Origin of the sequence: Paeniglutamicibacter psychrophenolicus, assembly GCF_030812255.1 — a bacterium.
In the GTDB taxonomy this organism is placed as follows: Bacteria; Actinomycetota; Actinomycetes; order Actinomycetales; family Micrococcaceae; genus Paeniglutamicibacter; species Paeniglutamicibacter psychrophenolicus_A.
Genome location: NZ_JAUSSH010000009.1, coordinates 44,149 through 69,733 on the forward strand (window position 1 = coordinate 44,149; position 25,585 = coordinate 69,733).

Here is a 25,585-nt window from a genome sequence, read left to right on the forward strand (position 1 = left end):
TAGGATTGTTCACAAGCCCAGAAACTACCGGTCACAGTACGCATACCTGGCCGAACCCAAAGGAGTAGAACGTGATTGAGGAAATCCTCGTCGAGGCAGCCGAGAAGATGGACAGCACCATCGAGAACGCGAAGGAAGACTTCTCCGCAATCCGCACCGGCCGCGCCCACCCGGGAATGTACGCCAAGGTGATGGTCGACTACTACGGCACCCCGACCCCGCTGCAGCAGCTGGCATCGTTCGCGATCCCGGACGCACGGACCATCTTGATCAGCCCCTACGACGTCTCCGCCCTGCGCGAGATCGAAAAGGCCCTGGGCGACTCCGAGGTCGGGGCCAACCCGTCCAACGACGGCAAGACCATCCGCGTGATCATGCCGGTGCTGACCCAGGAACGCCGCAAGGAATACGTCAAGGTCGTGCGCGGCAAGGGCGAGGACGCCAAGGTCGCGCTGCGCAACGTGCGCCGCCGCGCCAAGGACGGCATCGACAAGCTGGTCAAGGACGGCGAGGTCGGCGAGGACGACGGCGCACGCGCCGAGAAGGAACTCGACGCCCTGACCAAGTCCCACACCGACGGCATCGATGATTTGCTCAAGCGCAAGGAAACCGAGCTGCTGGAAGTCTAATGTCCAACCCCACCGAGCCGAGCGAGGGAGCCGCAGGGTCCCTTCCGGAGCCGTCGCCGGATTCCGGCGGGCTTGAACCAAGGACGCGGCGAAGCAGCAAGGCCACCGCCAAGAAGGCCTCGCGGGCCGGCCGGGACCTCCCGGCGGCCATCGTCGTGGGCCTGTTGCTGCTGGCCGTGGTGCTCACCGGGCTGTTCTGGCTGCCGCTGGCATTCGTCGCCACGGTGGCGGCCTTCGGCGTCGTGGGCTGCTGGGAGGTTTCCCGTGCGCTGAACGGCACCGGTATCGACACCCCGCTGGTGCCGCTGGCCGTCGGCGGGATCGCCATGCCGTTCTCCGCATACTACGGGGGGCTCGAGGCCCTGGGCATGGCGTTCACTGCCAGTGCGCTGTTGGTGTTCCTCTGGCGGATCATCGAGGGCCCGGCCAAGTCCGTGGCCTCGATCACCGGCAGCCTGTTCGTGCTCTCCTGGGTTCCGCTGATGCTTTCATTCGCGGTGTTGCTGCTCAACGAACCGCGCGGGCACCTGCTGGTGACCACGATGCTGCTGCTGGTGGTCTCCAACGACACCTTCGGCTACCTCGTGGGCGTGCTCTTCGGCAAGCACCCGATGGCGCCGAAGATCAGCCCGAAGAAGTCCTGGGAGGGCTTCGCCGGCTCGGTCGCCGGTGCCACGATCGTGGGCGTTGCCGCAGCGGTGTTCCTGCTGGACCTTCCCTGGTGGGTCGGGATCCCGCTGGCCGTGGCCACGGTTGCCGCGGCCACGGCGGGGGACCTGGCCGAATCCATGGTCAAGCGCGAACTGGGCATCAAGGACATGAGCAACATCCTGCCCGGGCACGGCGGGGTCATGGACCGGCTCGATTCGGTGGTCTTCGCGATCCCCGTGACGTATATCCTCACCATTTTGCTGATCCCCGGCGCGCTTTAGTCCCGTGGCCGCCCGCGCCTCCCTAAGATGGATGTGCAGGCAGGTGCAGCCCCGTCCGGGGCCGCGCGTCACCCGCAGCACCACAGTGCCGGTTCACCGGTACGCATTACCGAGATCAAGGAAAGAATTGTGAGTCAGGAAAAGGCACAGCCGGTCCCCGCCCCTTTTGAGCGCGTGGGGGAGAAGGAATTCGGTTACAACACCAAACAGGTGGATGTGTTCCTCGCCCGCGCCCGCGCCACGTTCAACGGCGACGGGGACGACGATTCGATTGTCACCAGCCACATGGTGCGCCGCACCGTCTTCCCGGCCCAGCGCGGCGGCTACAGCGCCCGCGAGGTCGACGGCGCCCTGGACCGCCTGGAGGACGTCTTCGCCCAGCGCGAACGCGACGCCCTGATCCAGAGCAACGGAGAGGAAGCCTGGCTGCAGCAGGTCGGGCGGCTCTCGGCGATCCTGCGCGGGCGGCTGCACCGTTCCCCGGGCGAGCGTTTCCGCCGCCCCTCGCGAGCCAACGCGTCGAGCTACAACGTCCAGGACGTCGACAAGCTCTGCAGCCAGCTCATCGACTACTTCGAAAAAGACGTCCCGATGAGCGTGGATGCGGTGCGCCGGGCGGAGTTCCGCCGGGCCGAGGGCGAGCACGGCTACGAGGAGTCGCAGGTCGATGCGTTCCTGGACCGCGTCGTGGAGCTCATGGCTTCGATCGACTAGCCTCGGCGGACGCCGAAGGATTCAATGCGGTTGGCTTGGTGTCGAACACCGGGCCAGCCGCATTTTTTGTGCCCAGGGGAGCGCCGCACCGACTGGAACGGCATGCTGCGGTGGCAGCTGGTCTCCTGGGCGGCTTGCCGGCGCGCCCGTGGCGGGACTGGTGTCCGGCTTCGTGCTGCCCGGCGTTGCCTTCGCCACCAACGTCGCCGTCGTCCTGTGCTTCCCGGCGGCGGCATATGCGCATATCAGGTCACGGTTCCCCAAGCGGGAATTCTGGCTGGACTGCCTCGGAATGCTCGCGTTGTCGCGTGCCGCCTTGCTGCTTTCGCACGCCTGGCGGGCCCAACGGGCCCGGTTTCCAGGTTCGTGGCGCGGGCATGGAGCTGCGCCCGGGAGAACCGGATGCGTTCAGGGAAGCGGTTCCCCCAGCGCCTCGGGAACATGCAGCCGGGCCATGACCGCATTGATGCGCCCGGGCGCGCGGTGCCGGGTGAACAGGGACACCGTGATCATCACCAGGAAGGCCAGGGGCACGCACCAGGCGGCCGGCTGGGAGACCAGGGCGTGGAAGGAATCCGGTTCGTTGGGCAGCGCGGCCGCCAGCATCAGGGCCGACCCGCAGCCCAGGGCCCCGGCCACCATCCCGGAGATTGCCCCGGCCACGGTGAGGCCGCGCCACCAGATGCCCAGCAGCAGCAGCGGGCAGATGGTCGAGGCGGTGAACGCGAAGACCGACCCGATGGCCCCGGCCAGCGCGAAGCTGGAAGTGCCCAGGGCCAACAGCAGCGGGACCGCGGTGGCGATCAGCGTGGAGATCCTGAAACCCCGCACCGTGCCGCGGAACAGGTCCTGGGAGATGGTCCCGGCCAGCGAGACCACCAGCCCCGAGGAGGTGGAGAGGAACGCGGCGAACGCCCCGCCGATGATGATCGCGGTCAGTGCGTCCCCGGCCACCCCGCCCAGGATCCGACCGGGCAGCAGCAGCACCGTGGCGTCGGCGTTCCCGCTGGTGGCCAGCTCCGGGGTGTAGGCCCGGCCCAGGATGCCCAGCACCGTGGGGAAGAGGTAGAACATCGCCAGCAGGCCCAGCACGATCGCGGTGGTCTTGCGGGCCGAGGGCCCGTCGGGGTTGGTATAGAAGCGCACCAGCACGTGCGGCAGGCCCAGGGTGCCAAAGAGCAGGGCCACCAGCAACGAGATGTTGTAGTACAGCCCCCGGTTGGAGGAAGGGCCGGTGGCCGTATCGAAGACCGCCCCGTTGAGTGTGGCCGATTCCCCGTTCAGCCCCAGGTGCAGCAGCAGGAACACCGCCGGGATCGCCAGGGCGGCGAGCTTGAGCCAGTACTGGAAGGCCTGGACGAAGGTGATCGAGCGCATCCCGCCGGCCAGCACCGTGAGGCACACGATCCCCATGACCAGCAACGAGCCCAGCCAGCCCGGCAGCCCGGTGCTGATGCCCAGGGTCAGCGAGGCGCCGTGCAGCTGCGGGACGATGTAGAGCCAGCAAATGACCACCACCAGGAAGCTGGTGAGCCGGCGCAGCTTCATCGAGCCGAAGCGGATCTGCGCGAAATCGGGGATCGTGTAGGCGCGCGAGCGGCGCAGCGGGGCGGCCACGAAGAGCAGCAGCATCAGGTACCCGGCGGTGTACCCGATGGGGAACCAGAGCCCGTCCTGCCCGGAGACCACGATCAGCCCGGCAATGCCCAAAAACGATGCGGCCGAGAGGTATTCCCCGCCGATGGCGCTGGCGTTCCACCAGGGCTTGACTGTGCGCGAGGCCACGTAGAAGTCCCCGGTGGTCCGGGAGAGCCGCAGCCCGTTGACGGCGATGAGCACGGTGGCCAGTGACACGAGCAGCACCGAGAGCAGGGCGACGGCGGGATTGATCATGGCTTGGCGATGCTCCGGTACTTGGCCTCGTTGCGTGCGGCGGCCTTGTTGTAGAGGAACGCCGAGATCAGGATCAGCGGGTAGACGCCCACGCCCAGGATCCACCAGGGCAGCGGGATGGTGGCCAGCCGGATGTTGTTGATTTCGGGCCAGGTGAACACCATCACGGCCAGGCCCACGAGCAGCAGCAGGAAGCCCAGGGCCACGGAGACCGCCAGGCGCAATTGCGAGCGGATCAGCGAATGGACGTAGAAGGTGTCGGCCGCATCGGGCGCCGAGCGGCGGGCGATGTTCAGCATGGTTCCGGCCGGGGCGCTGACCCGCACGCGGGTCCCGGTGGGCGGGGGCAGCATCCCGTCCGTCGGCGCCGGGACCGGCCCGCCGGCGGGCGGGGGAGGGGCGCCGGGGCCCGGCGAGGTCACAGCGGCCGGACGCGGTTCGCGGCCAGGCGCTCGCGCAGGTAGGGCAGGGCGCGGCGGGAGACCGGAAGCTCGATCCCGCCGATGAGCACCGCGGCCTTGCCGGTGGCCAGCTTCACGGTGTCGATCTTGTCCATGGACACCAGATAGGAGCGGTGGATGCGGACGTACCCGGCCGAGGCCCATTGCTGTTCGAGGTCGTTGAGCGGGACCCGGATCAGGTAGCTGGCGTCCTTGGTGTGCAGCCGGGCGTAGTCGCCCTGGGCCTGCACATAGCGGATTTCGTCGCGGCGGATCATCTTGGTGATCCCGCCCTGGTCCACGGTGACCACCTCGGGCTTGGCGGTGTCCTCCTCGACCAGCTCGCAGATGCGGCGGATCGATTCGGCCAAGCGCTCGGGGCGCACGGGCTTGAGCACGTAGTCCAGGGCGGCCAGCTCGAACGCCTCCAGGGCCTGGTCCTCGTCGGCTGTGACGAAGACGACCGCCGGGGGACGGGTGAAGCGGGAGATGACCCGGGCGATGTCCAGGCCGGACAGGGCGGGCATGTGGATGTCCAGGAAGAGCGCGTCGACCTCGAACTCCTCCAGGGCCTTCAGTGCCTCGGCACCGGAGCTGGCGCGGTGGATGGTGCCCACCCTCGAGTCGAGCGACAGCAGATACGCCAGCTCCGCAACGGCAGGCAATTCGTCGTCGGCCACGACCACATTAATCATGGATGACATTTTACCCGGCCACGTGGACAAAGTGCTCTGGTGGCGCGCTAATGCGGGCTGAGGGCCGGGGCGCTGGGCTCCACGCCGGGACGGAACTTGGGGATGCGCATGGTGATCAACGTGCCGGCGCCCGGGGCGGTGTCGATGACCAGCCCGTGGGCGTCCCCGTAGACCTGGCGCAGCCGCACGTCCACGTTGCGCAGCCCCACGTGGATGGATTCGGTGGTCCCGGCCAGCACGGAGGCGAGCGCCTCGGGGTCGATGCCGACCCCGTCGTCCTCCACGGTGATCAGCGCGTACTCCCCGGAATCGGAGGCGCTGATGGTGATGCGCCCGCCGCCGGGCTTGGATTCCAGCCCGTGGCGCACCGCGTTTTCCACCAGCGGCTGCAGGGACAGGAACGGGATGGCGGTGGAAAGCACCTCCGGGGCAATGGCCAGGGAGACCTTGATGCGTTCGCCGAAGCGCGCCTTTTCCAGCAGCAGGTACCTGTCGATGGCGGTCAGTTCCTCGGCCAGCGTGGTGAAGTCCCCGTGCCGGCGGAAGGAGTAGCGGGTGAAGTCGGCGAACTCCACCACCAGCTCCCGGGCCCGGGCCGGATCGGTGATGATGAACGAGGCGATGGCGTTCAGCGAGTTGTAGATGAAGTGCGGGGAGATCTGGGCGCGCAGCGCGCGGACCTCGGCCTCCATGAGCAGCGCGCGGGAGGCATCCAGCTCGGCCAGGCCCACCTGGGCCGCGACCCAGGCGGCGACCTCGGCGACCGCGCGCACGAACCCGGCCCCGGCCCGCGGGATGTACGCGCACACCGTGCCCACCGGGGTTTCCCCGACCATGATCGGGGCGCAGACCATGTCGAAGCCCTCGCAGCGCTTGACCTGGGTGCGGGTGGCGGACAATGCCGCGGCGGCAAGTTCCAGTGCCGCGGCGCTGCCGCGCTCCTCGGTGTCCGGAAGCGTGCCGTCCAGCGCGAGCACCGCGGAGGTGTCGGTGATGACCAGCGCCCGGGCGGCCAGCAGCGCGCGCAGGTGCCTGGAAGCGGTGGCCGCGCCCTCCGGGGTCAAGCCCTGCGCCAGGTGCGGGGCGGCGACCGAGACCCGGTGCAGCGTCTCGAAGGTGGCTTTTTCCGCATCCGTGCCCAGGTCGCGGGTGGAGCGGGCGATCTTGAATCCCAGGTAGCCCACCAGGGCGGCGCCGACCACGACGGTGGCGACAATCAGGGTCATCTGCAGTGCGGTGGAGAGCATGGGCACAAGCCTACGCGGGCAGGAAACGGGCATGCCGCTCGTCGCTGCGCGGCACCGCTTGGCGCATCCGGATGACCGCTTGGCGGTAGTTCCAGCCAACCCCCTTCCCGCGCGGTGTCCGCATGGCACACAGTGATCTCAGTCACCATGCCAGGTGACGCGCCTCTCAGGCCGGGATGAGCCGGTCCACCAAGCAGAAGGTTCCGCGCCTGGCGTCTGGATCCCTTTGAGAAGGAGGAATCATGAGCACCACCGAAGAGTCTGATCTTGGAACCGGCATCGATTTCATGGCGGAACAGGACTCGCAAGAGTTCAGGGAGCTGCGCAAGACCCATCGCAGCTTTGTTTTCCCGATGGCCGTTGTCTTCCTGTTGTGGTACTTCGCCTACGTGCTGTTGGCGGACTACGCACACGAATTCATGTCCATCAAGGTGTGGGGCAACGTCAACGTCGGCATCCTGCTGGGCCTGCTGCAGTTCGTCTCCACCTTTGGCATCACCGCCGCCTACGTGTCCTACAGCAACAGGAAGCTCGACCCGAAGGCCACGGCGATCCGCCAGCGCCTCGAAGAACAGGAAGGGGAGTAGGCCATGAACATCCTTTCCTCAACGCTCCTCGCCGCTGCCGGCGAATCGACCAAGGTCGGCAACCCGTGGGTCAACATCGGGATCTTCGGCCTCTTCGTGGGCATTACCCTGGTGGTGGTGCTCAAGGCCTCGAGCAACAACAAGACCGCCGCGGACTACTACGCCGGCGGCAGGTCCTTCACCGGCACCCAGAACGGCACCGCGATCGCCGGTGACTACCTCTCGGCCGCATCGTTCCTGGGCATTGTCGGGGCCATCGCCATCAACGGATACGACGGCTTCCTCTACTCCATCGGCTTCCTGGTCGCCTGGCTGGTGGCCCTGCTGCTGGTCGCCGAGCTGCTGCGCAACACCGGCAAGTTCACCATGGCCGACGTGCTCTCCTTCCGCCTGAAGCAGCGCCCGGTGCGCATCGCCGCGGCGATCTCCACCCTCGCGGTCTGCGTCTTCTACCTGCTCGCGCAGATGGCCGGCGCCGGTGCACTGGTTTCCCTGCTCCTGGGCATCGACGGCAAGCTGGGGCAGTCCCTGGTCATCGTCGTGGTCGGCGCGCTGATGATCGTCTACGTGCTGATCGGCGGCATGAAGGGCACCACCTGGGTGCAGATCATCAAGGCCTGCCTGCTGATCGCCGGCGCCTTCATCATGACCATCATGGTGCTGGCCGCCTATGGCTTCAACTTCTCCACCCTGCTCGGTGCGGCGGTCGAGTCGGCCGGAACCCCTGACATCCTGAACCCGGGCCTGCAGTACGGCAAGTCCGAAACCTCGAAGATCGACTTCATCTCCCTGGCCCTGGCCCTGGTGCTCGGCACCGCCGGCCTGCCGCACGTGTTGATGCGCTTCTACACCGTTCCCACCGCCAAGGAGGCCCGCCGCTCGGTGGTCTGGGCGATCTGGCTCATCGGCGGCTTCTACCTCTTCACCCTGGTGCTGGGCTACGGCGCAGGTGCCATGATCGGTGCCGAGAAGATCAAGGCCGCCCCGGGCGGCGTGAACTCCGCGGCCCCGCTGCTGGCCTTCGAACTCGGTGGCCCGCTGCTGCTGGGGTTGATCTCCGCGGTCGCCTTCGCCACGATCCTTGCGGTGGTGGCCGGGTTGACCATCACCGCCGCGGCATCCTTCGCCCACGACGTGTACTCCTCGGTCATCGCCAAGGGCAAGAGCACCCCGGCGAAGGAAATGAAGGTGGCCCGCCGCACGGTGGTTGTCATCGGCATCTTCGCGATCGTCGGCGGCATCGGCGCCCAGGGGCAGAACGTCGCCTTCCTGGTGGCGCTGGCCTTCGCGGTCGCCGCCTCGGCCAACCTGCCCACCATCCTGTACTCGCTGTTCTGGAAGAAGTTCACCACCCAGGGCGCTGTCTGGTCCATGGTCGGCGGACTGGCCTCGGCCATCGTGCTGATCGTCTTCTCCCCGGTCATGTCGGGCCAGCCGACCTCCATGATCCCGGGTGCGGACTTCGCGCTCTTCCCGCTGGCCAACCCGGGCATCGTATCGATCCCGCTGGCCTTCGCACTGGGCTGGCTCGGCTCGGTCCTGGACAAGAACACCGAGGACCCGATCAAGTCCGCGGAAATGGAAGTACGCTCGCTCACCGGTGTCGGCGCCGAAAAGGCCGTCGACCACTAGCAGGCAGGCATTCCCCCGGGCGGGGGCGGGCAGCGGCCCGCCCCCGCCGAACCGCACAGGCGGTGTCGTTTCCTTCCACCATGGGGAACCGGCACCGCCTGTGTCGTGCCCGGGGACTGTGCCGGGGAAACCTGCCCGAAGGTCCTTGGCGGAAAGGTTCAGCCGGCCGCGGGGGATCCGGAGGCGGGGCCGGTGGCCCTGGAACCGTTGCCTGGGCCACTGGCCAGGCGCAGGTCCATCAGCGAGGTGGTGCGGTGCGGGATGAGCTCGGCCATCGACAGCGAGGTGTCCGCACGCTCGACCCCCTCGATGGCCAGGATCTGCCCGTTGACCCGGAAGAGTTCCTCGGCGCCGCCGGCGACCACGCGGGCGAGGATGTCCGCGGAGCCGGTCACCCCGTGCGCCTCGATGATCTCCGGGATCGCCTTGAGCTGCTCGACGATCTGACCCAGCAGCCGCTGCTGGAGGTGGATGTGCACGAAGCTGACCAGCCCGAAGCCGAGGGCGGCCGGGTTCACCCGTTGTTCGAAGGGCAGCAGGGCACCGTTGGATTCCAGGCGGACCAGGCGCGCCTGGACCGTGTTGCGGCTCAGCCCCAGGTCGGTGGCCAGCGCCACGGCGCTGGCCTTGGGGCGTTGGCACAGTGCGGAGAGGATCCGCAAGTCTGTCGCGTCAAGTTGTTGCATAATGCGCAAGATTAGCACCCTCTCCCCGCTCCGGATAGTGCAAGTTGCCCAGTTTTTAGACCAAGGATTGTGCGCACTGCATTGAGTGAGTAGCATCACATATAGGTGGGGCGATGAGGCCGCACCCGCAGGCACGGCACGTCCCACCGGAATGCCGGACCTGAATCCGCAATCGACGCAAAGGATGCTGACCGTGTCCATCACGTTTGACTCTTCGACCCCCGAGGGCGCCGAGGACTACCTCCAGATCCTGGCACCCGACGGCACCCGCCACCCCTGCCCCGAGCTTGACCATTGGGTGGAGGAGATCGATATCCCGGCCCTGGAAAACCTCTACATCGACATGGCCTGCATCCGCCGCCTCGACACGGAGGGCACCGCCCTGCAGCGCCAGGGCGAACTGGGACTCTGGGCACCGCTGCTCGGGCAGGAAGCCGCACAGATCGGCTCCGGCCGGGCGCTGGAACACGACGACTTCATCTTCCCCTCCTACCGCGAACACGGCGTGGCCTATTGCCGCGGCATCGACCCGCACGATTTGCTGCGCATGTGGCGCGGCGCGGCACCCAGTGGCTGGAACCCCTACGAGGTCAACATGGCCAACCAGCAGATCGTCATCGGGGCCCAGACCCTGCATGCCGCCGGCTACGCCATGGGACTGAAATTCGACGGCTCGGCCGCCGCTGCCATCACCTACTTCGGCGACGGGGCCACCAGCCAGGGGGATGTCAGCGAGGCGATGGTCTTCGCCGCCAGCTACCAGGCGCCGGTGGTGTTCTTCTGCCAGAACAACCACTGGGCCATCTCCGAACCGGTGACACGGCAAACCGCCGGCTACATCGCCGACCGGGCCAAGGGCTTCGGCCTGGCCACCTGGCGGGTGGACGGCAACGACGTCGTCGCCGTGCTGGCCGCCACCCGTGCGGCCCTGGCCCACGTGCGCACCGGCAGCGGCCCGGCATTCATCGAGGCCGTCACCTACCGGATGGGCGCACACACCACGGCGGACGACCCCACGCGCTACCGCGACGCCCTCGAACTCGAGGAATGGGCCGCGAAGGACCCGCTGGACCGGGTTGCCGCGCACCTGGACACCCTGGGTGCCGACCTGGCAGCACTAAGGGAACGGGCCAAGCAGGCCACCGACGACATGGCCGCCGGGCTGCGCGAGGCCATCACCACGATGCCCGACCCCGAGGTCGATGACCTCTTCGCCCACGTGTACAGCCATCCGCATCCCTGGCTTGAGGAACAACGCGAGAACTACGCCAACTACCTAGCCGGCTTTGCCGAGAATGTGCAGGCCTCCAAATGAAAACCCTCACCTTCTCCCAGGCCCTGAACACCTCGCTGCGCGATTCCATGGAACACGATGCGAAGGTCGTGCTCATGGGCGAGGACATCGGCAAGCTCGGCGGCGTCTTCCGCATCACCGACGGGCTGCAAAAGGACTTCGGCGAGCACCGGGTCATCGACACCCCGCTGGCGGAGTCCGGCATCGTGGGAGCAGCGATCGGGCTGGCCTTCCGCGGGTACCGCCCGGTGGTCGAGATCCAGTTCGACGGATTCGTCTACCCGGCCTTTGACCAGATCGTCTCGCAGTTGGCCAAGATGCACTTTCGCTCCCGCGGCAACGTCAAGCTCCCGGTGACCATCCGCATCCCCTTCGGCGGGGGCATCGGCTCCCCGGAGCACCACTCCGAATCGCCCGAGGCCTACTTCGCCCACACCGCCGGCTTGCGCGTGGTCTCCCCGTCGAACCCGCAGGACGCCTACACGATGTTGCAGCAAGCCATCGCGGACGACGACCCGGTGATCTTCCTGGAGCCCAAGCGTCGCTACCACGTGCGCGGGGAGGTGGACACGGACCTGGTTCCGGAGCCCGGGTCCCTCTACCGGGCCAAGGTGGCGCGCGAGGGTGCCGACCTTACCCTGATCGCCTACGGACCGCTGGTGAAGACCGCCCTGGATGCGGCCGACGCCGCCGCGGACGAGGGCATCGACATTGAGGTCATCGACCTGCGCAGCATCGAACCGGTGGACTTCGCCACGCTGAGCACCTCGGTGCGCAAGACCGGGCGGGTGGTCATCACCCACGAGGCCGGGAAATTCGCCGGCATCGGGGCCGAGCTTGCCGCAAGCCTCACCGAGCGCTGCTTCGACCACCTGGACCACGCCCCGGTGCGGGTCACGGGATTCGACATCCCCTACCCGCCGGCGAAGCTGGAGAACCACCACCTGCCCGATCTTGACCGGATCCTTGACGGGGTCGACCGGGCCATGAGGCGCAATGCGCCCCTGCTGGGAGAGGACGGATGAGCAACACCATGGAGAAACTATTCAACCTGCCGGACCTCGGCGAGGGCCTGACCGAATCCGAGATCCTGTCCTGGCACGTGGCCGAGGGCGACACCGTTGCGCTGAACCAGGTGATTGCCGAGGTGGAGACGGCCAAGGCCGTCGTGGAACTTCCTTCCCCGTTTTCGGGCGTGGTGAAAAAGCTCTACGAGCCGGTGGGTGCCGTGGTGAATGTCGGCAGCCCACTGATTTCCTTTGACGTGCCGGATCACTCCGGTGCCACCGCCGGTGACCCCAAGGAACCTGCGGGGGGCGCGGCCCGGGAACCATCCGGAGGCGCGGCCCAGCGCCAGCCGACCCTGGTCGGCTATGGAGCTGCGGCGGAACCCGGAGGACGTCCGGCCCGCCGGGCACGCGTGGGCGCCACGGCGCCCGTAGCGCCGGCGCCCGTGGCCGCGGCGGCACCCGATCCGGTGCCGGCCGGCCGGGATTCACAGGCGGGTGCCCCGGTTTCCGCTGATTCCGGCCCGGGCCTGCGCCTGGTCGAGCCGCACGACCCGGCCTCGCAAGGCATTGGCTACCTGCGGGCCACCCCTCCGGTGCGCAAGCTCGCCCGGGACCACAACATCGATCTGCGTTCGCTGCGTGGCACCGGCACCAATGGCTTGATCACCCGCCAGGATGTGGTGCAAGCACTCGAGGCAACGGCGCTCACGGAGGCATTGCCGCAGGGACCCGTCCCGCCTGCAGCGGCCGCAGGGGAGACGCGCACCCCGATCAGGGGCGTGCGCAAGGCCACCGCCGCGGCCATGGTCGCAAGCGCCTTCACCGCCCCGCACGTCACCGAGTTCCTGAGCGTGGACGTCACCGAGACCATGGCGCTGCTCGAGCGGCTGCGTGCCTCGAGGCGTTTTGCCGACGTGAAGATCACCGTGACCACCCTGGTGGCCAAGGTGGTCACCCTCGCCCTGGCCAAGCACCGCATGCTGAACTCCCATTGGGATGAGGAGCATGGCGAAATCGTCGAGTTCGGGCACGTGAACCTCGGCATCGCAGCGGCCACCGGGCGCGGGTTGATGGTCCCGGTCATCCACAACGCCCAGGACCTTGATCTGGCCCAGCTTGCCGCTGCCTCCGGGGAGTTGACCCGGGCGGCCCGCGAGGGGACGATCACCCCGGCCCAACTGGGCGGCGGGACCTTCACCATCAGCAACGTGGGTGTCTTTGGCATCGATGGCGGAACCCCGATCCTGTCGCCGGGCCAGGCCGGAATCCTGGCCGTGGGCCAGGTGCGGAAGATGCCGTGGGAACACCTTGACGAGATCGCGCTGCGGCAAGTCATGGTGCTTTCACTGTCCTTTGACCATCGGTTGGTTGACGGCGAACAGGGCGCCAGGTTCCTCTCGGAAGTCGGAGCGATCCTTGAGGATCCGGCCCTGGTCATGGGTTTGATTTAAGTGATGCGGACCGGGAGTCTCCCGGTCCGCATGTGCTTGTTGACAATGCACGATGTGGAATGTTGTCTGGTCATAAGTTGCAGGTTCATAAAGATTCTGCATCCGGGTAGTCGTTCATTAGTTGTTTCAGAGATTTATGAGTAGTCTCACCTATGAGTGATGAGACTCACCATGGTCCGGCGAGGTTGCAAAACCCGTTCCCGCCGGCCAACAAACTCGTTGAGGAGAAAGAATGCGTTACAACCGCACCTCGAAGGCACTTGTGCTTTCCGCAGCTCTGGCCCTGACACTGACTGCCTGTGGCGGCGGCGGCGGAGAAAACCCCAGCGCAAGCTCCGGTGGAGACGCGTCGAAAGTCATCACCGCGAACTCGACCGAACCGCAGAACGGACTGCTGCCGGCAAACACCAACGAAGTTGGTGGCGGACGCGTGATGGACCTGATCTTCACCGGTTTGGTCAGCTATGACGCCACCGGCAAGCCGGTCAACGAGCTGGCCGAGTCGATCGAGACCACCGACGCCAAGAACTACACCATCAAGATCAAGTCCGGCCAGAAGTTCACCAACGGCGAGCCCGTCACGGCCAAGTCCTTTGTGGATGCCTGGAACTTCGGTGCCGCGGCCAAGAACGCGCAGCTGAACTCGTACTTCTTCGAATCCATCAAGGGCTACGACAAGGTCAGCGCGGAGAAATCCACCCTGGACACCATGGAAGGCCTGAAGGTCGTCGACGACACCACCTTCACCGTCGAACTCAGCCGACCGGAGTCCGACTTCCCGCTGCGCCTGGGCTACACCGCCTTCTACCCGCTGCCGGAAGCCGCCTTCAAGGATCCGAAGTCATTCGGCGAGAACCCCGCAGGCAACGGCCCGTACAAGCTGGCCGAGAACGGCTGGAAGCACAACGTCGAGCTCGACCTCGTGCCGAACGCCGACTACTCCGGCCCACGCAAGCCGGCCAACGGTGGCGTGACGTTCAAGATCTACAACTCTTTCGATGCCGCCTACACCGACCTGCTGGCCAACAACCTGGACGTGCTGGACCAGGTTCCGCCAAGCGCCCTGCAGAACTACAAGACCGACCTGGGTGACCGCTGGGTCAACCAGGCCTATGCGGGCAACGCCACCATGACGATCCCGAGCTACCTGCCGGAGTTCAAGGGCGAGGCCGGCCAGCTGCGCCGCCAGGCGATCTCCATGGCGATCGACCGCCAGCAGATCATCGACAACATCTTCTTCGGTGCCAAGCAGGTTGCCAAGGACTTCACCTCTCCGGTCCTGGACGGCTACTCGGATTCCCTTCCGGGCAACGAGGTCCTGACCTTCAACGCCGACAAGGCCAAGGAACTCTGGGCCCAGGCCGACAAGATCGATCCATGGCCGGCCGACAAGGTCTTCACCATCACCTCGAACATCGATGGCGCGGGCAACAAGGAATACATCACGGCCATGGCCAACCAGATTTCCAACACCCTGGGAATCAAGGCCGAGCTGAACCCGATTCCGACGTTCAAGGAAATGCGTACGCTGGTCGGCGAGAAGAAGCTCACCGGCGCCTCGCGTGCCGGCTGGCAGGCCGACTACCCGTCGCTGTACAACTTCCTTGGCCCGCTGTACGGAACCGGTGCCGGATCCAACGACGGCGACTATTCGAACCCCGCGTTCGACCAGAAGCTGGCAGACGGTCTTGCCGCCACCTCCGTCGAGGAAGGCAACAAGATCTTCAACGAGTCCCAGGAAATCCTCCTCAAGGACCTGCCGGTCGTGCCCCTGTGGTACCAGGCAGTCCAGGGTGGTTGGAGCGAAAATGTCACCGACGTGAAGTTCGGTTGGAACGGTGTTCCGATCTACAACGCCATCACCGGCAAGTAGCCCAGACCACCGCTTGAACTGACACGTGAGAAAGGGGGGCCCGACCCGGGTCCCCCTTACTTGCGTGGAACCGCAAGCCAACGTTCCCCATCTCCCACAAAAACTTCCTTACAAGGAGTAGTTCCTTGATCGACTCGATCACAACCACAACACCCACGGTGGCAGCTCCATGATCACGTTCACCCTCAAACGGATCCTGCAGCTGATCCCGGTGTTCTTCGGGGCCACCCTGCTCGTCTATTTCCTCGTGTTTGCCACGCCGGGCGACCCCATCGCGGCATTGTCCGGCGGCAAGCCGATGAGCCCGGCCGTCGAGGCCGCCCTGCGTGCCCAGTACAACTTGGACCAACCCTTCTGGGTGCAGTACTTCCTGTACCTGAAGAACCTGGTCTCATTCGACCTCGGCCAGACCTTCTCCGGCCAGCCAGTATCCGATGTCATTGCCCGGGCCATGCCGGTGACCGCGCGCCTGGCCGTGATGGCCCTGGCAATTGAAGCCGTCTTCGGTGTCATCTTCGGCGTCTTCGCAGGGCTGAAGAAGGGCAAGATCTTCGATTCGACCGTGCTGGTCGCCTCGCTGCTGGTCATCGCCGTTCCCACCTTCGTGCTGGGCTTCGTGCTCCAGTTCGTCGTGGGCGTGAAGCTTTCCTGGGCCAAGCCAACGGTCAGTTCCGGCGCCCCCTGGGGGGATTTGATATTGCCGGCCGTGGTGCTGGGGCTTGTGTCCCTGGCCTACGTGCTGAGACTGACCCGCACCTCGATCATCGAGAACAAGAGTGCCGACTACGTGCGCACGGCAACGGCCAAGGGCCTGAGCCGCCGTCGCGTCGTGGTGGTCCACATCCTGCGCAACTCACTGATCCCCGTGGTCACCTTCCTGGGCGCCGACCTGGGTTCCTTGATGGGCGGCGCGATCGTCACCGAGGGCATCTTCAACGTCCCCGGCATCGGCAACCTGTTGTACCAAGCCATCCTGAAGGGCGAGAGCGCCACCGTGGTGGCCGTCGTCAGCGTGCTTGTGCTTGTATTTGTTATCGCCAACCTCGTCGTTGATTTGCTCTACGCGTGGCTCGACCCAAGGATCCGCCTTGTCTGAGAACCCAACACCCGAAATCATTGAACCGGTCGCACCCGCACCGAAGGTACGCGCCGGAAAGATCTCCAGCCGCCACATCGAGCACTACGTGGCCCCGCTGGCGGAAACCCCGCTGCAGTCCGTGGACAAGGTCGACGAGACAGCCGAACCGCTGAGCATGTGGGCACAGGCCTGGCGTTCCCTGCGGACCCAGCCGCTGTTCATCATTTCCACGCTGCTCATCATCCTGGTGGTCCTTGTGGCGGTCTTCCCCGGGTTGTTCTCGCGGACCAGCCCGACAGTGTGTGACTTGGCCTTTGCACGCCAGGGTCCTGCGCCGGGTCACCCACTGGGATTCACCTTCCAGGGCTGCGATATCTACTCGCGCATCATCCACGGCGCACAAGCCTCGGTGCTGGTCGGCCTGTTGACGACGATCGCGGTGCTCATTATCGGCGGCACCTTCGGTGCGCTGGCCGGCTACTACGGCGGCTGGCTTGACGCCATCCTGGCTCGCCTCACCGACATCTTCTTTGCCCTGCCGCTGATCCTTGGTGCGATCATCATCATGCAGCTGCCGGCATTCAGGGATTCAAAGACCATCTGGACGGTCGTCATCACCCTGGCGATATTCGGCTGGCCGCAGATGGCCCGCATCACCCGCGGTGCGGTCATCGAAGCCAAGAACTCGGACTACGTCATGGCATCGCGCTCACTGGGCCTGTCCAAGTTCAAGACGCTGGTCAAGCACGTGGTGCCCAACTCGCTGGCTCCGATCATCGTGATCGCCACGATTTCGCTGGGCATCTACATCGTCGCCGAGGCGACGCTCTCGTTCCTGGGCCTGGGCCTGCCGCAAGGGGTCATGAGCTGGGGCCGCGATATCTCGGACGCGCAGATCTCCGTGCGCAACAATCCGGCAATCCTGATGTGGCCGGCACTCGCGCTGTCCATCACGGTGTTGAGCTTCATCATGCTCGGCGATGCGGTCCGCGATGCGCTCGACCCGAAATCACGCAAGGGATAGCACCATGAGCCAACTATTGAAGGGACCATCCGTGAATCGGTCATCCGACGAAGACCGTCCACTGCTTGAAATCAGGGACCTGGCCATCACCTTCTCGACCCCCGAGGGGCCCGTCCATGCAGTGCGCAACGGCCGGCTGACCGTCATGCCCGGGGAAACCGTGGCGATCGTGGGGGAGTCGGGTTCCGGCAAATCCACCACGGCGCTTGCCGCCATCGGGCTGCTGCCGGGCAACGGCAAGGTCACCGGCGGGCAGATCATCTTTGACGGCGAAGACATCACCCATCCCACCGAGGCAAGGATCGTCGCGCTGCGCGGCAGCTCCATCGGCATGGTTCCGCAGGACCCCATGTCCAACCTCAACCCGGTGTGGAAGATCGGGTTCCAGGTCAAGGAGACGCTGAAGGCCAACGGCCTGGCGGGAAACAACTCCAAGGAACGTGTCGCCCAGGTCCTGGCCGAGGCGGGGCTTCCGGATGCCGCAACGCGTGCCGGGCAGTACCCGCACGAGTTCTCCGGCGGCATGCGCCAGCGTGCGCTCATCGCCATCGGACTGGCCTGCCGGCCGCGCCTGCTTATCGCCGACGAACCGACCAGCGCCCTGGACGTGACGGTGCAGCAGCAGATCCTGGACCACCTGGACACCATGACCAGCGAACTGGGCACCGCGGTGGTGCTGATCACCCACGACCTTGGTCTTGCGGCCGAGCGCGCCGAGAAGATCGTGGTGATGTACAAGGGGCAGGTGGTGGAATCCGGCCCGGCACTGGAGATCCTGCGCAACCCGGTCCACCCCTACACCCAGCGGCTCGTCGCCGCGGCGCCTTCGCTGGCCTCGAAGCGCCTGCAATCCCAGCCGACCGAGGTCGCCGAGGAAATCAACGCCGTGGTGAAGGTCGAGCATGAGATCGCCGACGAGGACATCTTGCAGATCAAGGACCTGACCAAGGTCTTCAAGATCCGTAGGGGCCTGGGCCGAAGCGACGACTTCACCGCGGTGGACAACGTGTCCTTCTCGGTCAAGCGCGGCACCACCACGGCCATCGTGGGGGAGTCCGGTTCGGGCAAATCCACCGTCGCACAGATGGTCTTGAGCCTGCTCAAGCCGACCAGTGGGACCATCACCTTCGACGGACAGGTAATGACCGACCGCACCGAGAACCAGTTGTTCAAGTTCCGCCGCCGCGTGCAGCCGATCTTCCAGGACCCCTACGGGTCGCTGGACCCGATGTACAGCATCTACCGCACCATCGAGGAGCCGCTGCGGATCCACGGCATCGGGGATGCCAAGTCCCGGCAGAACCGGGTCAAGGAGCTGCTCGAGCACGTTTCGATGCCATCCTCCACGATGCACCGGTTCCCCAACGAGCTCTCCGGCGGGCAGCGCCAGCGCATTGCGATAGCCAGGGCGTTGGCGCTCAAGCCCGAGGTGATCATTTGTGACGAGGCGGTATCCGCGCTGGATGTGTTGGTGCAGGCACAGATCCTTAACCTGCTCAACAAGTTGCAGGAAGAGCTCAACCTGACGTACCTGTTCATCACTCACGACCTTGCGGTGGTGCGCCAGATTGCAGACGATGTTTGCGTGATGGAGCATGGGCGGATCGTGGAGCATTCCACGACCGACGAGGTCTTCAACAACCCCCAGAGCGAGTACACCAAGAACCTGCTTCGGGCGATTCCCGGAGCCACGTTGATGCTTTAGGAAAGATCCGATCTCAATGACAATTGCGAATTGAGATGAAGTAAGTGGAGGGGGATGGCAAAAGGCTTGCCCCTCCACTTGCTTATCACAAATGATTTATTGGAAGGCAATCAGTGCCGGGTCGAACGTCATGTTGGGCGATGTTTCCAAACTGTTATAAATCCAGCCACGTCAGCCGAGCCTACTTGCGAGTAGTAATTGGCGAAGTTCAATGTGAAGCAGATCCTTGAGTTTTCGCGGCTGTAGCGTCCATCACGTTTGCGGGCGCCCCCGGGGTGGCGTCGGTCACCACGCCGTCACCCGAATGACACGCCAAATATGAAGCGGTGTTTTTATATCCAACCGGAGGAATCGCGGCTATGGTTCTAGATTGTGGGGCATCGCACACTGCATGGACCGCATTCGAGCGAAAGCTCGGTTACATGAAGCTCAAGCTAATTAGGAGGAGAAATGCGTGTTCAGCGTATTTCCAAGGCTGTTGCAGTTGGTGCTGCGCTCGCACTGGCACTGACTGCGTGCGCGCCGGGTGGCGGAAACGCCCCCAGCGAATCGGCAACGACGTCGGCATCCGGCAGCGGAACCAACACCGTCGAACCGGCGAACTCGGGTCGCGCCGATCTTGGCGAGGTCACGACCAAGGACGATGAAATCAAGGTCACTGTAGGTGCCCCCGAATTCATCGGCTACAACTCTTACACCCCACAGACCTACTCCACCTACAACTCGGCCATCACCGAGCGCGTGCTCTCAGGGTTCTCCTACTTCGGCACCGACGGCAAGATCTACGCGAACGACGACATGGTCACCTACGAGAAGGTCAGCGACGATCCGCTGACCATCAAGTACACGATCAACCCGGATGCCAAGTGGTCCGACGGAACCCAGATCACCACGGCCGACGCCGTCCTGGCCTGGTCCTTCCAGAACGCCAACCTGAAGAACGCCAAGGGCAAGCAGCTCTTCGACTCGGTCTCCGCCGACCTGGGAGACACCGTCCCCAAGGGCCCCGAGGGCGCCGCGGATTCCAAGGAATTCACCGTCACCTTCAAGAACCCCGACCCGGACTGGCAGATCCAGACCTGGATCGATACCCCCGCACATATCGTCGCCAAGCAAGGCGGGATGTCCACGGCGGAGTTCGTTGACGCGGCTCGCGCCGGCGACGCCGAGGCGCTCACGAAGGCCGCCGAGTTCTGGAACACCGGCTGGACCACGAAGCCTGGAACCCTTCCGGACGCCGAGCTGATCCCGTCCTCGGGACCGTACAAGCTCAAGAGCTGGGCAGCCGGGCAGTCGGTGACCCTGGAGGCCAACGAGAACTACTACGGCACTCCGCCCGCCACCAAGACGCTGACCTTCCGGTTCGTCGACGACGGAGCGATGGTCCAGGCCCTGCAGAACAAGGATCTCGACGTCATCAACCCGCAGCCGACGGTTGACACCCTGGCACAGCTCAAGGCTCTCGGCGACGCGGTGAACATCCAGCAGGGTGACACCATGACCTGGGAGCACCTGGACTTCAACTTCCGCGACAAGGCCGCCTTCAAGGATTCCCTGGAACTGCGCCAGGCATTCGCGATGTGCGTTCCGCGCCAGGAAATCGTTGACAACCTGATCGTGCCGCTGAACCCGGAGGCCAAGGTGCTCAACGCACGCGAGGTCTTCCCGTTCCAGGACTCCTATGACGAGGTCGTGGGTGCGTCCTATGACGGACGCTACGACGCCGTAGACATCGCCGGCGCCAAGAAGATCCTTGAGGAGCAGGACGCCGTGGGCACCAAGGTGCGCATCGGCTACTCGGCACCCAACCCGCGCCGCACCGACGAAGTCGCCATGATTAAGTCCTCCTGCGACCAGGCAGGCTTCGAAGTCGTCGACGCCGGCGACCCGAAGTTCTTCGCACCCGGCGGCACCCAGGAACGCGGCGACTACGACGTGGCCCTGTTCGCCTGGGCCGGTTCCGGCCAGATCACCTCGGGCCAGAACATCTACGCCTCGGGCAAGCCGCAGAACTACGGCCAGTACTCCAACAAGGACGTCGACGCCGCGTGGGAGCGCCTGGCAACCTCGATGGATCCGGCCGTGCACCTGACCGAGACCAAGAACATCGAGAAGCTGCTGTGGGATGACCTGTTCGGCATCCCGGTGTTCGCACACCCGGGTCTGTCCGCCTCCTCGGCTGACATCAAGAACGTGCGCCACACCGCCACCCAGTCGCAGATCGTCTGGAACGCCGAGCAGTGGGTCCGCGCTGAATAATTGCCCACCGGCAATATCAGCGTCTTAGTGTGGGGTCCGGCAATTCAGCCGGGCCCCACACGCCCTTGTTAGCACCACTTCCAAGGGCGGGCCAAGACGGAAAGGTTAGAACCCGCAGTGCTGAAATTTATTCTCAAGAGGCTTGGAGCCTCGATTGGCATCCTCTTTGCCGCGTCCCTCCTGCTGTACGTGCTGGTGATCAACTCCGGGGACCCCCTGTGGGACCTGCGCGAGTCCATCGCCGACAACCGCGACTACCTGATGCAGCAACGCAGCGATTACATGAACTTGGACATGCCCTGGTACCAGCGGTATTGGACCTGGCTGGTGGGCGTGGGCGGATGCTTTGCACTCAAATGCGACCTGGGCACCAATATCCAGGGCATTGAGGTTTCGGGCATATTGGCCTCGGCCGCCACCTCCACACTGCGCCTGGTTGTCTTGGCTACCGTGTTGGCTGCAGTGGTCGGCATCGCCATCGGCGTGCTGACCGCCATCCGCCAGTATTCGGGCCTTGACTACGGAGTCACCTTCCTGACCTTCTTGTTCTTCTCGCTGCCGGTTTTCTGGGCCGCGGTGATGCTCAAGGAATACATGGCCATCGGCTACAACGACTGGATGAAGGACCCTGCCTTCTCCACCACACAAATCATCATCGTGGCGCTGCTCTTCGGCTTCCTCATGCAGGTCTTCCTGGCCGGAAACATGCGCCGGCGCCTCATCACCTTCGCCGTCTCGGCGGCCTTTGTCGCCGTGGTGATCCCGTACCTGCTGTGGCTGAACTTCTTCCGCTATCCGCAGCTGGGCCCTGCCGCCATCGTCGTCTTGTCCCTGGCCGTCGCCCTGAGCGCCACGGCCATGAGCGTGGGCGTGCGCAACAAGCATGTGCTCTACCCGGCACTGATCACCGTCGGTCTGGGCCTGGTCATGTACTACGCGACCTTCTCGCTGCTCAGTGAACCGAACACCTGGATCCTGATCATCGGCGCCATCCTGGCCGTGCTCATCCCCGGCGCCATCGGCCACTTCATGGGCGGGCGCCAGCGCAAAGTCGCCGCAACAGTCAGCGCCGTCACCGGCTTGGTCTTTGCCGGCCTGACGGTCGTTGACCACATTTTCCGCGCTTGGCCGGGATTCCTGGCCCTGAAGCCGCGGCCTATCGGCACCATCGGTTCGCAGACCCCGAACTTCACCGGTGACTTCTGGGAGATCTTCCTGGACCGTGGTGCGCAGCTCTTGCTGCCAACCATCCTGTTGGCGGTCATCTCCCTGGCCTCATACTCCAGGTACACGCGTGCCTCAATGCTGGAAGTCGGGCAGCAGGACTACATCCGCACGGCCCGCTCCAAGGGCCTTTCCGAGCGCACCGTGATCTTCCGCCACGCCTTCCGCAACGCGCTGATCCCGATCGCCACCATTGCGGCCTTCGACTTCGCCGGCCTGATCGGCGGAGCGGTGATCACCGAGTCCGTGTTCGGTTGGAAGGGAATGGGAGACATGTTCATCGTCGGCCTCCGAAGCATCGACCCGGCACCAGTGATGGCCTTCTTCCTGATCACCGGGACCGCGGCCGTGCTGTTCAACATGCTGGCCGACATCTTCTACGCACTGCTTGACCCGAGGATCCGGGTATGAGCGGGGTCAAGGACAACGAGGAACTGCGAGGTCCCAGCAACATGAAATCCGATATCGAACCCGGCGAGCAGCAACTCGTCTCCCTGGTCGAGGTCGAGGATGCGGAGCTCGCCCGCAAGCAAGGCGAGTCCAGGTCCCAGGGCCAGCTGGTCCGCCGGCGCTTCTTCAACCACAAGGCCGCGATGATCTCCACGGTGATCTTGGTGTTCATTACGCTCATGGCCTTCAGCTCCATCGGTTTCGCCGGGATCCCCGGCTGGTGGGGCAAGAACTACATGATGTCCGGCACCGTCATCAACGGTGGTGCTCCCACGTTCAGCCTGTGGCCTGCCTGGCTTGGCGGCCCCGGATTCTCGATCGGCGAGCACCCGTTTGGCCAGGACAACACCGGCAAGGACTATTTCGCACTGGTGATGCGCGGGACGCAGAAATCCATCATCATTGCGGTGACCGTCGGTGCCGTGGCCACGTTCATCGGCGCCATCGTCGGTGCCCTGGCCGGATACTTCCGTGGCTGGGTCGACGAAGTGCTGATGCGCGTGACCGACCTGTTCATCGTCATCCCGCTGCTGGTGCTGGCCGCCGTGCTGGGCCAGATGGCCGGAGCCAAGTTGGGCAACTCCATCTTCGCGCTGGCCCTGGTGTTGGGACTGGTGACCTGGACGGGCCTGGCCCGGCTGGTGCGCGGGGAGATCCTGTCGCTGCGCGAACGCGAATACGTCGCCGCGGCCCAGGCCATGGGCTCAAGGACTTCCCGGGTGATCTTCAAGCACCTGCTGCCCAACACCATCGGGGTGATCGTGGTCAACGCGACCTTCGCAATCGCCGGGGCGATCCTTTTGGAGACCTCGTTGTCCTTCCTGGGCTTCGGTGTCAGGGCGCCCGAATCCTCATTGGGCTTGTTGATCAGCCAATACCAGAACGCCTTCACCAACAGGCCCTGGCTCTTCTGGTGGCCGGGCATGATCATCGTGACCATCGCGCTGAGCGTGAACTTCCTCGGTGACGGGCTGCGCGACGCGTTTGACCCGCGCCAGACCAAGAAGACAAGGCGCCGCACCAAGAAGGAAGAGGTATCCGAATGAGCATCCCCACGGCGCATGACGGCGAGACCGCCACGGCCCTGAGCTTCCAGAACCTTTCCGTTTCCTTTGAGACCGAATTCGCCGACGTGCACGCGGTCAAGGGCCTGTCCCTGGAGGTGTACCCCGGGGAGGTCGTGGCCCTGGTGGGCGAGTCGGGTTCCGGCAAGTCCGTGACCTCCACCGCGGCCATCGGACTGCTGCCGCCCAACGCCTACATCACCGGCAAGGCCACGGTTGGCGGAGTCAACGTGGTGGGCCTGGCCGAATCCAGGATGCGCAAGATGCGTGCCACGGACATCGCCATGGTCTTCCAGGAACCGATGACGGCACTGAACCCGGTGCTCACCATCGAACGCCAGCTCACCGAGTCCCTGGAACTGCACGGCCTGGCCTATGGCAAGGATGCCACGGCACGCGCCATCGAGCTCTTGGAAATGGTCGGCATCCCCGACCCGGCCAAGCGCATCAAGCAGTACCCGCACCAGTTCTCCGGTGGCCAGCGCCAGCGCATCGTGATCGCCATGGCGATCTCCTGCGACCCGAAGGTCATCATCGCCGACGAGCCGACCACGGCGCTGGACGTGACGGTGCAGGCCGAGATCCTCGATTTGCTGCGCGAGCTGAAGGACAAGCTGAACACCGGCATCCTGCTGATCACCCACAACATGGGCGTGGTCGCCGACCTGGCCGACCGCGTCGCGGTGATGTTCCGCGGCTCGCTGGTGGAAACCGGCACCGTGGACCAGGTGCTCAACCACCCCGAGCACCCCTACACGCAGAAGCTGCTGGCCTCCGTGCCGCGGCTCGAGGCCGTGGACGTCACCGGAACCTGGGAACCGGAGCCGGCGGACGTGCTGGACCCGGAGCGCAAGCTGGTGCTCGAGGCCAGGAACCTGGTGCTCGAATACGACATGCGCGGCTCCAAGTTCCGTGCCGTGGACGATGTTTCCTTCGAGCTGGCCCGCGGGGAGATCCTGGGCATCGTGGGCGAATCGGGATCCGGCAAGTCGACCGTTGCCAAGGCTGTTCTCGGGTTGTTGCCGGTGGCCTCCGGAGTGCTGGCGGTCCAGGGCACCAACCTAGCCGCGCTGCGGCCGAAGGCCGCCCGAGCGATCCGTGCCAAGATCGGGGTCATCTTCCAGGACCCCGCCGCGTCGCTGAACCCGCGCTTCCCGATCGGCGACTGCATCACCGAGCCGATGGTGGTGCACAAGGTCGGCAACCGGGGCGAGCGGATCAAGCGTGCCCAGGAATTGCTCGACGCGGTGCACCTGCCGCGCACCGTGATCAACCGCTACCCGCACGAGCTCTCCGGCGGCCAGCGCCAGCGCATCTGCATCGCCCGGGCGCTGACCCTTGACCCGGAACTGCTGATCGCCGACGAGCCGACCAGTGCGCTGGATGTCTCGGTGCAGGCCGCGGTGCTGGAAATGATCCAGGAGCTGCAGGAACGCTATGCGTTCGCTTGCCTGTTCGTCAGCCACGACCTGGCCGTGGTGGACCTGCTGGCGCACAGCGTGGTGGTCATGAAGGACGGCAAGTCGGTCGAGCAGGGGCGGGTCTCGGACGTGCTGCACGCCCCGCAGCACGACTACACCCGCCGGCTGCTGGCCGCCGCCCCGGTGCCCGAGCCGCGGGAACAGGCGGTGCGCCGCGAGGCACGCCGCCTGCTGATGGAACTGGAAAACCCGGACAGCTGATATCCGGCACACGACA

Annotated in this window: 21 protein-coding genes; 16 read left to right on the forward strand and 5 right to left on the reverse strand. The window is 65.3% G+C overall.

Going from position 1 to position 25,585, the window contains the following annotated elements; genetic code table 11:
- The first annotated feature begins 71 nt into the window (after positions 1–71).
- The 3 genes from frr (at position 72) to J2T21_RS13155 (ending at position 2,275) form a co-directional block, all read left to right on the forward strand.
- Positions 72–629 (forward strand): ribosome recycling factor, encoded by a 558-nt coding sequence (gene frr, locus J2T21_RS13145; RefSeq protein WP_307581777.1) that lies wholly within the window; start codon positions 72–74, stop codon positions 627–629.
- Positions 629–1,561 (forward strand): phosphatidate cytidylyltransferase, encoded by a 933-nt coding sequence (locus J2T21_RS13150; RefSeq protein ID WP_307581778.1) that lies wholly within the window; start codon positions 629–631, stop codon positions 1,559–1,561. Before frr ends, J2T21_RS13150 begins: the two co-directional genes overlap by 1 nt.
- Positions 1,562–1,690: 129 nt before the next feature.
- A complete protein-coding gene (locus tag J2T21_RS13155; protein ID WP_307581779.1) occupies positions 1,691–2,275 on the forward strand; it encodes a DivIVA domain-containing protein in 585 nt (194 codons plus the stop codon).
- Positions 2,276–2,683: 408 nt separating this feature from the next.
- Here the strand turns inward: J2T21_RS13155 and J2T21_RS13160 are convergent, their stop codons facing one another.
- From J2T21_RS13160 to J2T21_RS13175, 4 genes are all read right to left on the reverse strand, one after another.
- Positions 2,684–4,165: a sodium/solute symporter gene (locus J2T21_RS13160; RefSeq protein WP_307581894.1), complete on the reverse strand. Its 1,482-nt coding sequence runs from the start codon at positions 4,163–4,165 to the stop codon at positions 2,684–2,686.
- Positions 4,165–4,521, reverse strand: a complete 357-nt coding sequence (locus tag J2T21_RS13165) for a hypothetical protein (RefSeq protein ID WP_071215621.1) — start codon at positions 4,519–4,521, stop codon at positions 4,165–4,167. Before J2T21_RS13165 ends, J2T21_RS13160 begins: the two co-directional genes overlap by 1 nt.
- Before the next feature lie 65 nt (positions 4,522–4,586).
- A complete protein-coding gene (locus tag J2T21_RS13170; protein WP_307581780.1) occupies positions 4,587–5,303 on the reverse strand; it encodes a LytR/AlgR family response regulator transcription factor in 717 nt (238 codons plus the stop codon).
- A gap of 47 nt (positions 5,304–5,350) precedes the next feature.
- Positions 5,351–6,550 carry a sensor histidine kinase gene (locus J2T21_RS13175; RefSeq protein WP_307581781.1) on the reverse strand — a complete coding sequence of 400 codons (1,200 nt, stop codon included), beginning with the start codon at positions 6,548–6,550 and terminating at the stop codon, positions 5,351–5,353.
- 287 nt (positions 6,551–6,837) lie between these two features.
- Between J2T21_RS13175 and J2T21_RS13180 the strand changes: the two genes are divergently transcribed.
- Positions 6,838–7,137, forward strand: coding sequence for a DUF485 domain-containing protein (locus tag J2T21_RS13180; protein WP_307581896.1), 300 nt, complete (start codon positions 6,838–6,840; stop codon positions 7,135–7,137).
- A 3-nt stretch (positions 7,138–7,140) separates the two neighbouring features.
- Positions 7,141–8,769: a solute symporter family protein gene (locus tag J2T21_RS13185; RefSeq protein ID WP_307581782.1), complete on the forward strand. Its 1,629-nt coding sequence runs from the start codon at positions 7,141–7,143 to the stop codon at positions 8,767–8,769.
- 158 nt (positions 8,770–8,927) lie between these two features.
- On the opposite strand, the gene J2T21_RS13190 is transcribed toward J2T21_RS13185, so the two are convergent.
- Positions 8,928–9,455, reverse strand: a complete 528-nt coding sequence (locus tag J2T21_RS13190) for an Lrp/AsnC family transcriptional regulator (RefSeq protein ID WP_307581783.1) — start codon at positions 9,453–9,455, stop codon at positions 8,928–8,930.
- Positions 9,456–9,639: 184 nt separating this feature from the next.
- Here J2T21_RS13190 and pdhA point away from each other — a divergent pair, with 184 nt between their 5' ends.
- From pdhA to J2T21_RS13245, 11 genes are all read left to right on the forward strand, one after another.
- Positions 9,640–10,770 carry a pyruvate dehydrogenase (acetyl-transferring) E1 component subunit alpha gene (gene pdhA / locus J2T21_RS13195; protein ID WP_307581898.1) on the forward strand — a complete coding sequence of 377 codons (1,131 nt, stop codon included), beginning with the start codon at positions 9,640–9,642 and terminating at the stop codon, positions 10,768–10,770.
- Positions 10,767–11,774 (forward strand): alpha-ketoacid dehydrogenase subunit beta, encoded by a 1,008-nt coding sequence (locus tag J2T21_RS13200; RefSeq protein WP_307581784.1) that lies wholly within the window; start codon positions 10,767–10,769, stop codon positions 11,772–11,774. The genes pdhA and J2T21_RS13200 overlap by 4 nt, the downstream gene beginning before the upstream one ends.
- The gene (locus J2T21_RS13205) at positions 11,771–13,210 is read left to right on the forward strand and encodes a dihydrolipoamide acetyltransferase family protein (RefSeq protein ID WP_307581785.1); all 1,440 of its coding nucleotides are present in this window, start codon (positions 11,771–11,773) and stop codon (positions 13,208–13,210) included. The genes J2T21_RS13200 and J2T21_RS13205 overlap by 4 nt, the downstream gene beginning before the upstream one ends.
- 232 nt (positions 13,211–13,442) lie before the next feature.
- Positions 13,443–15,083 (forward strand): peptide ABC transporter substrate-binding protein, encoded by a 1,641-nt coding sequence (locus J2T21_RS13210; protein WP_307581786.1) that lies wholly within the window; start codon positions 13,443–13,445, stop codon positions 15,081–15,083.
- A gap of 169 nt (positions 15,084–15,252) precedes the next feature.
- Positions 15,253–16,179 carry an ABC transporter permease gene (locus tag J2T21_RS13215; RefSeq protein ID WP_307581788.1) on the forward strand — a complete coding sequence of 309 codons (927 nt, stop codon included), beginning with the start codon at positions 15,253–15,255 and terminating at the stop codon, positions 16,177–16,179.
- 19 nt (positions 16,180–16,198) lie between these two features.
- Positions 16,199–17,185 carry an ABC transporter permease gene (locus J2T21_RS13220; protein WP_307581900.1) on the forward strand — a complete coding sequence of 329 codons (987 nt, stop codon included), beginning with the start codon at positions 16,199–16,201 and terminating at the stop codon, positions 17,183–17,185.
- Between the two features lie 4 nt (positions 17,186–17,189).
- Positions 17,190–18,890 (forward strand): dipeptide ABC transporter ATP-binding protein, encoded by a 1,701-nt coding sequence (locus J2T21_RS13225; RefSeq protein ID WP_307581789.1) that lies wholly within the window; start codon positions 17,190–17,192, stop codon positions 18,888–18,890.
- Between the two features lie 450 nt (positions 18,891–19,340).
- Positions 19,341–21,149 carry an ABC transporter family substrate-binding protein gene (locus tag J2T21_RS13230; RefSeq protein ID WP_307581790.1) on the forward strand — a complete coding sequence of 603 codons (1,809 nt, stop codon included), beginning with the start codon at positions 19,341–19,343 and terminating at the stop codon, positions 21,147–21,149.
- A 117-nt stretch (positions 21,150–21,266) separates the two neighbouring features.
- A complete protein-coding gene (locus J2T21_RS13235) occupies positions 21,267–22,784 on the forward strand; it encodes an ABC transporter permease (protein WP_307581791.1) in 1,518 nt (505 codons plus the stop codon).
- Positions 22,781–23,869: an ABC transporter permease gene (locus tag J2T21_RS13240; RefSeq protein ID WP_373457932.1), complete on the forward strand. Its 1,089-nt coding sequence runs from the start codon at positions 22,781–22,783 to the stop codon at positions 23,867–23,869. Before J2T21_RS13235 ends, J2T21_RS13240 begins: the two co-directional genes overlap by 4 nt.
- Entirely contained in the window at positions 23,866–25,569 is a 1,704-nt protein-coding gene (locus tag J2T21_RS13245; protein WP_307581792.1) for an ABC transporter ATP-binding protein, read from the forward strand. Before J2T21_RS13240 ends, J2T21_RS13245 begins: the two co-directional genes overlap by 4 nt.
- Positions 25,570–25,585: the final 16 nt, after the last annotated feature.

Bases quoted from the DNA above. Each gene is read 5' to 3' on its own strand.
- J2T21_RS13210 (WP_307581786.1), top strand. From the start codon at position 13,443: ATGCGTTACAACCGCACCTCGAAGGCACTTGTGCTTTCCGCAGCTCTG.
- J2T21_RS13180 (WP_307581896.1), top strand. From the start codon at position 6,838: ATGGCGGAACAGGACTCGCAAGAGTTCAGGGAGCTGCGCAAGACCCAT.
- J2T21_RS13190 (WP_307581783.1), bottom strand. From the start codon at position 9,455: ATGCAACAACTTGACGCGACAGACTTGCGGATCCTCTCCGCACTGTGC.
- J2T21_RS13230 (WP_307581790.1), top strand. From the start codon at position 19,341: ATGCGTGTTCAGCGTATTTCCAAGGCTGTTGCAGTTGGTGCTGCGCTC.
- J2T21_RS13240 (WP_373457932.1), top strand. From the start codon at position 22,781: ATGAGCGGGGTCAAGGACAACGAGGAACTGCGAGGTCCCAGCAACATG.
- J2T21_RS13165 (WP_071215621.1), bottom strand. From the start codon at position 4,521: ATGCTGCCCCCGCCCACCGGGACCCGCGTGCGGGTCAGCGCCCCGGCC.
- J2T21_RS13205 (WP_307581785.1), top strand. From the start codon at position 11,771: ATGAGCAACACCATGGAGAAACTATTCAACCTGCCGGACCTCGGCGAG.
- J2T21_RS13200 (WP_307581784.1), top strand. From the start codon at position 10,767: ATGAAAACCCTCACCTTCTCCCAGGCCCTGAACACCTCGCTGCGCGAT.
- J2T21_RS13170 (WP_307581780.1), bottom strand. From the start codon at position 5,303: ATGATTAATGTGGTCGTGGCCGACGACGAATTGCCTGCCGTTGCGGAG.
- J2T21_RS13225 (WP_307581789.1), top strand. From the start codon at position 17,190: ATGAGCCAACTATTGAAGGGACCATCCGTGAATCGGTCATCCGACGAA.
- J2T21_RS13215 (WP_307581788.1), top strand. From the start codon at position 15,253: ATGATCACGTTCACCCTCAAACGGATCCTGCAGCTGATCCCGGTGTTC.
- J2T21_RS13185 (WP_307581782.1), top strand. From the start codon at position 7,141: ATGAACATCCTTTCCTCAACGCTCCTCGCCGCTGCCGGCGAATCGACC.
- pdhA (WP_307581898.1), top strand. From the start codon at position 9,640: ATGCTGACCGTGTCCATCACGTTTGACTCTTCGACCCCCGAGGGCGCC.
- J2T21_RS13245 (WP_307581792.1), top strand. From the start codon at position 23,866: ATGAGCATCCCCACGGCGCATGACGGCGAGACCGCCACGGCCCTGAGC.
- J2T21_RS13150 (WP_307581778.1), top strand. From the start codon at position 629: ATGTCCAACCCCACCGAGCCGAGCGAGGGAGCCGCAGGGTCCCTTCCG.
- J2T21_RS13175 (WP_307581781.1), bottom strand. From the start codon at position 6,550: ATGCTCTCCACCGCACTGCAGATGACCCTGATTGTCGCCACCGTCGTG.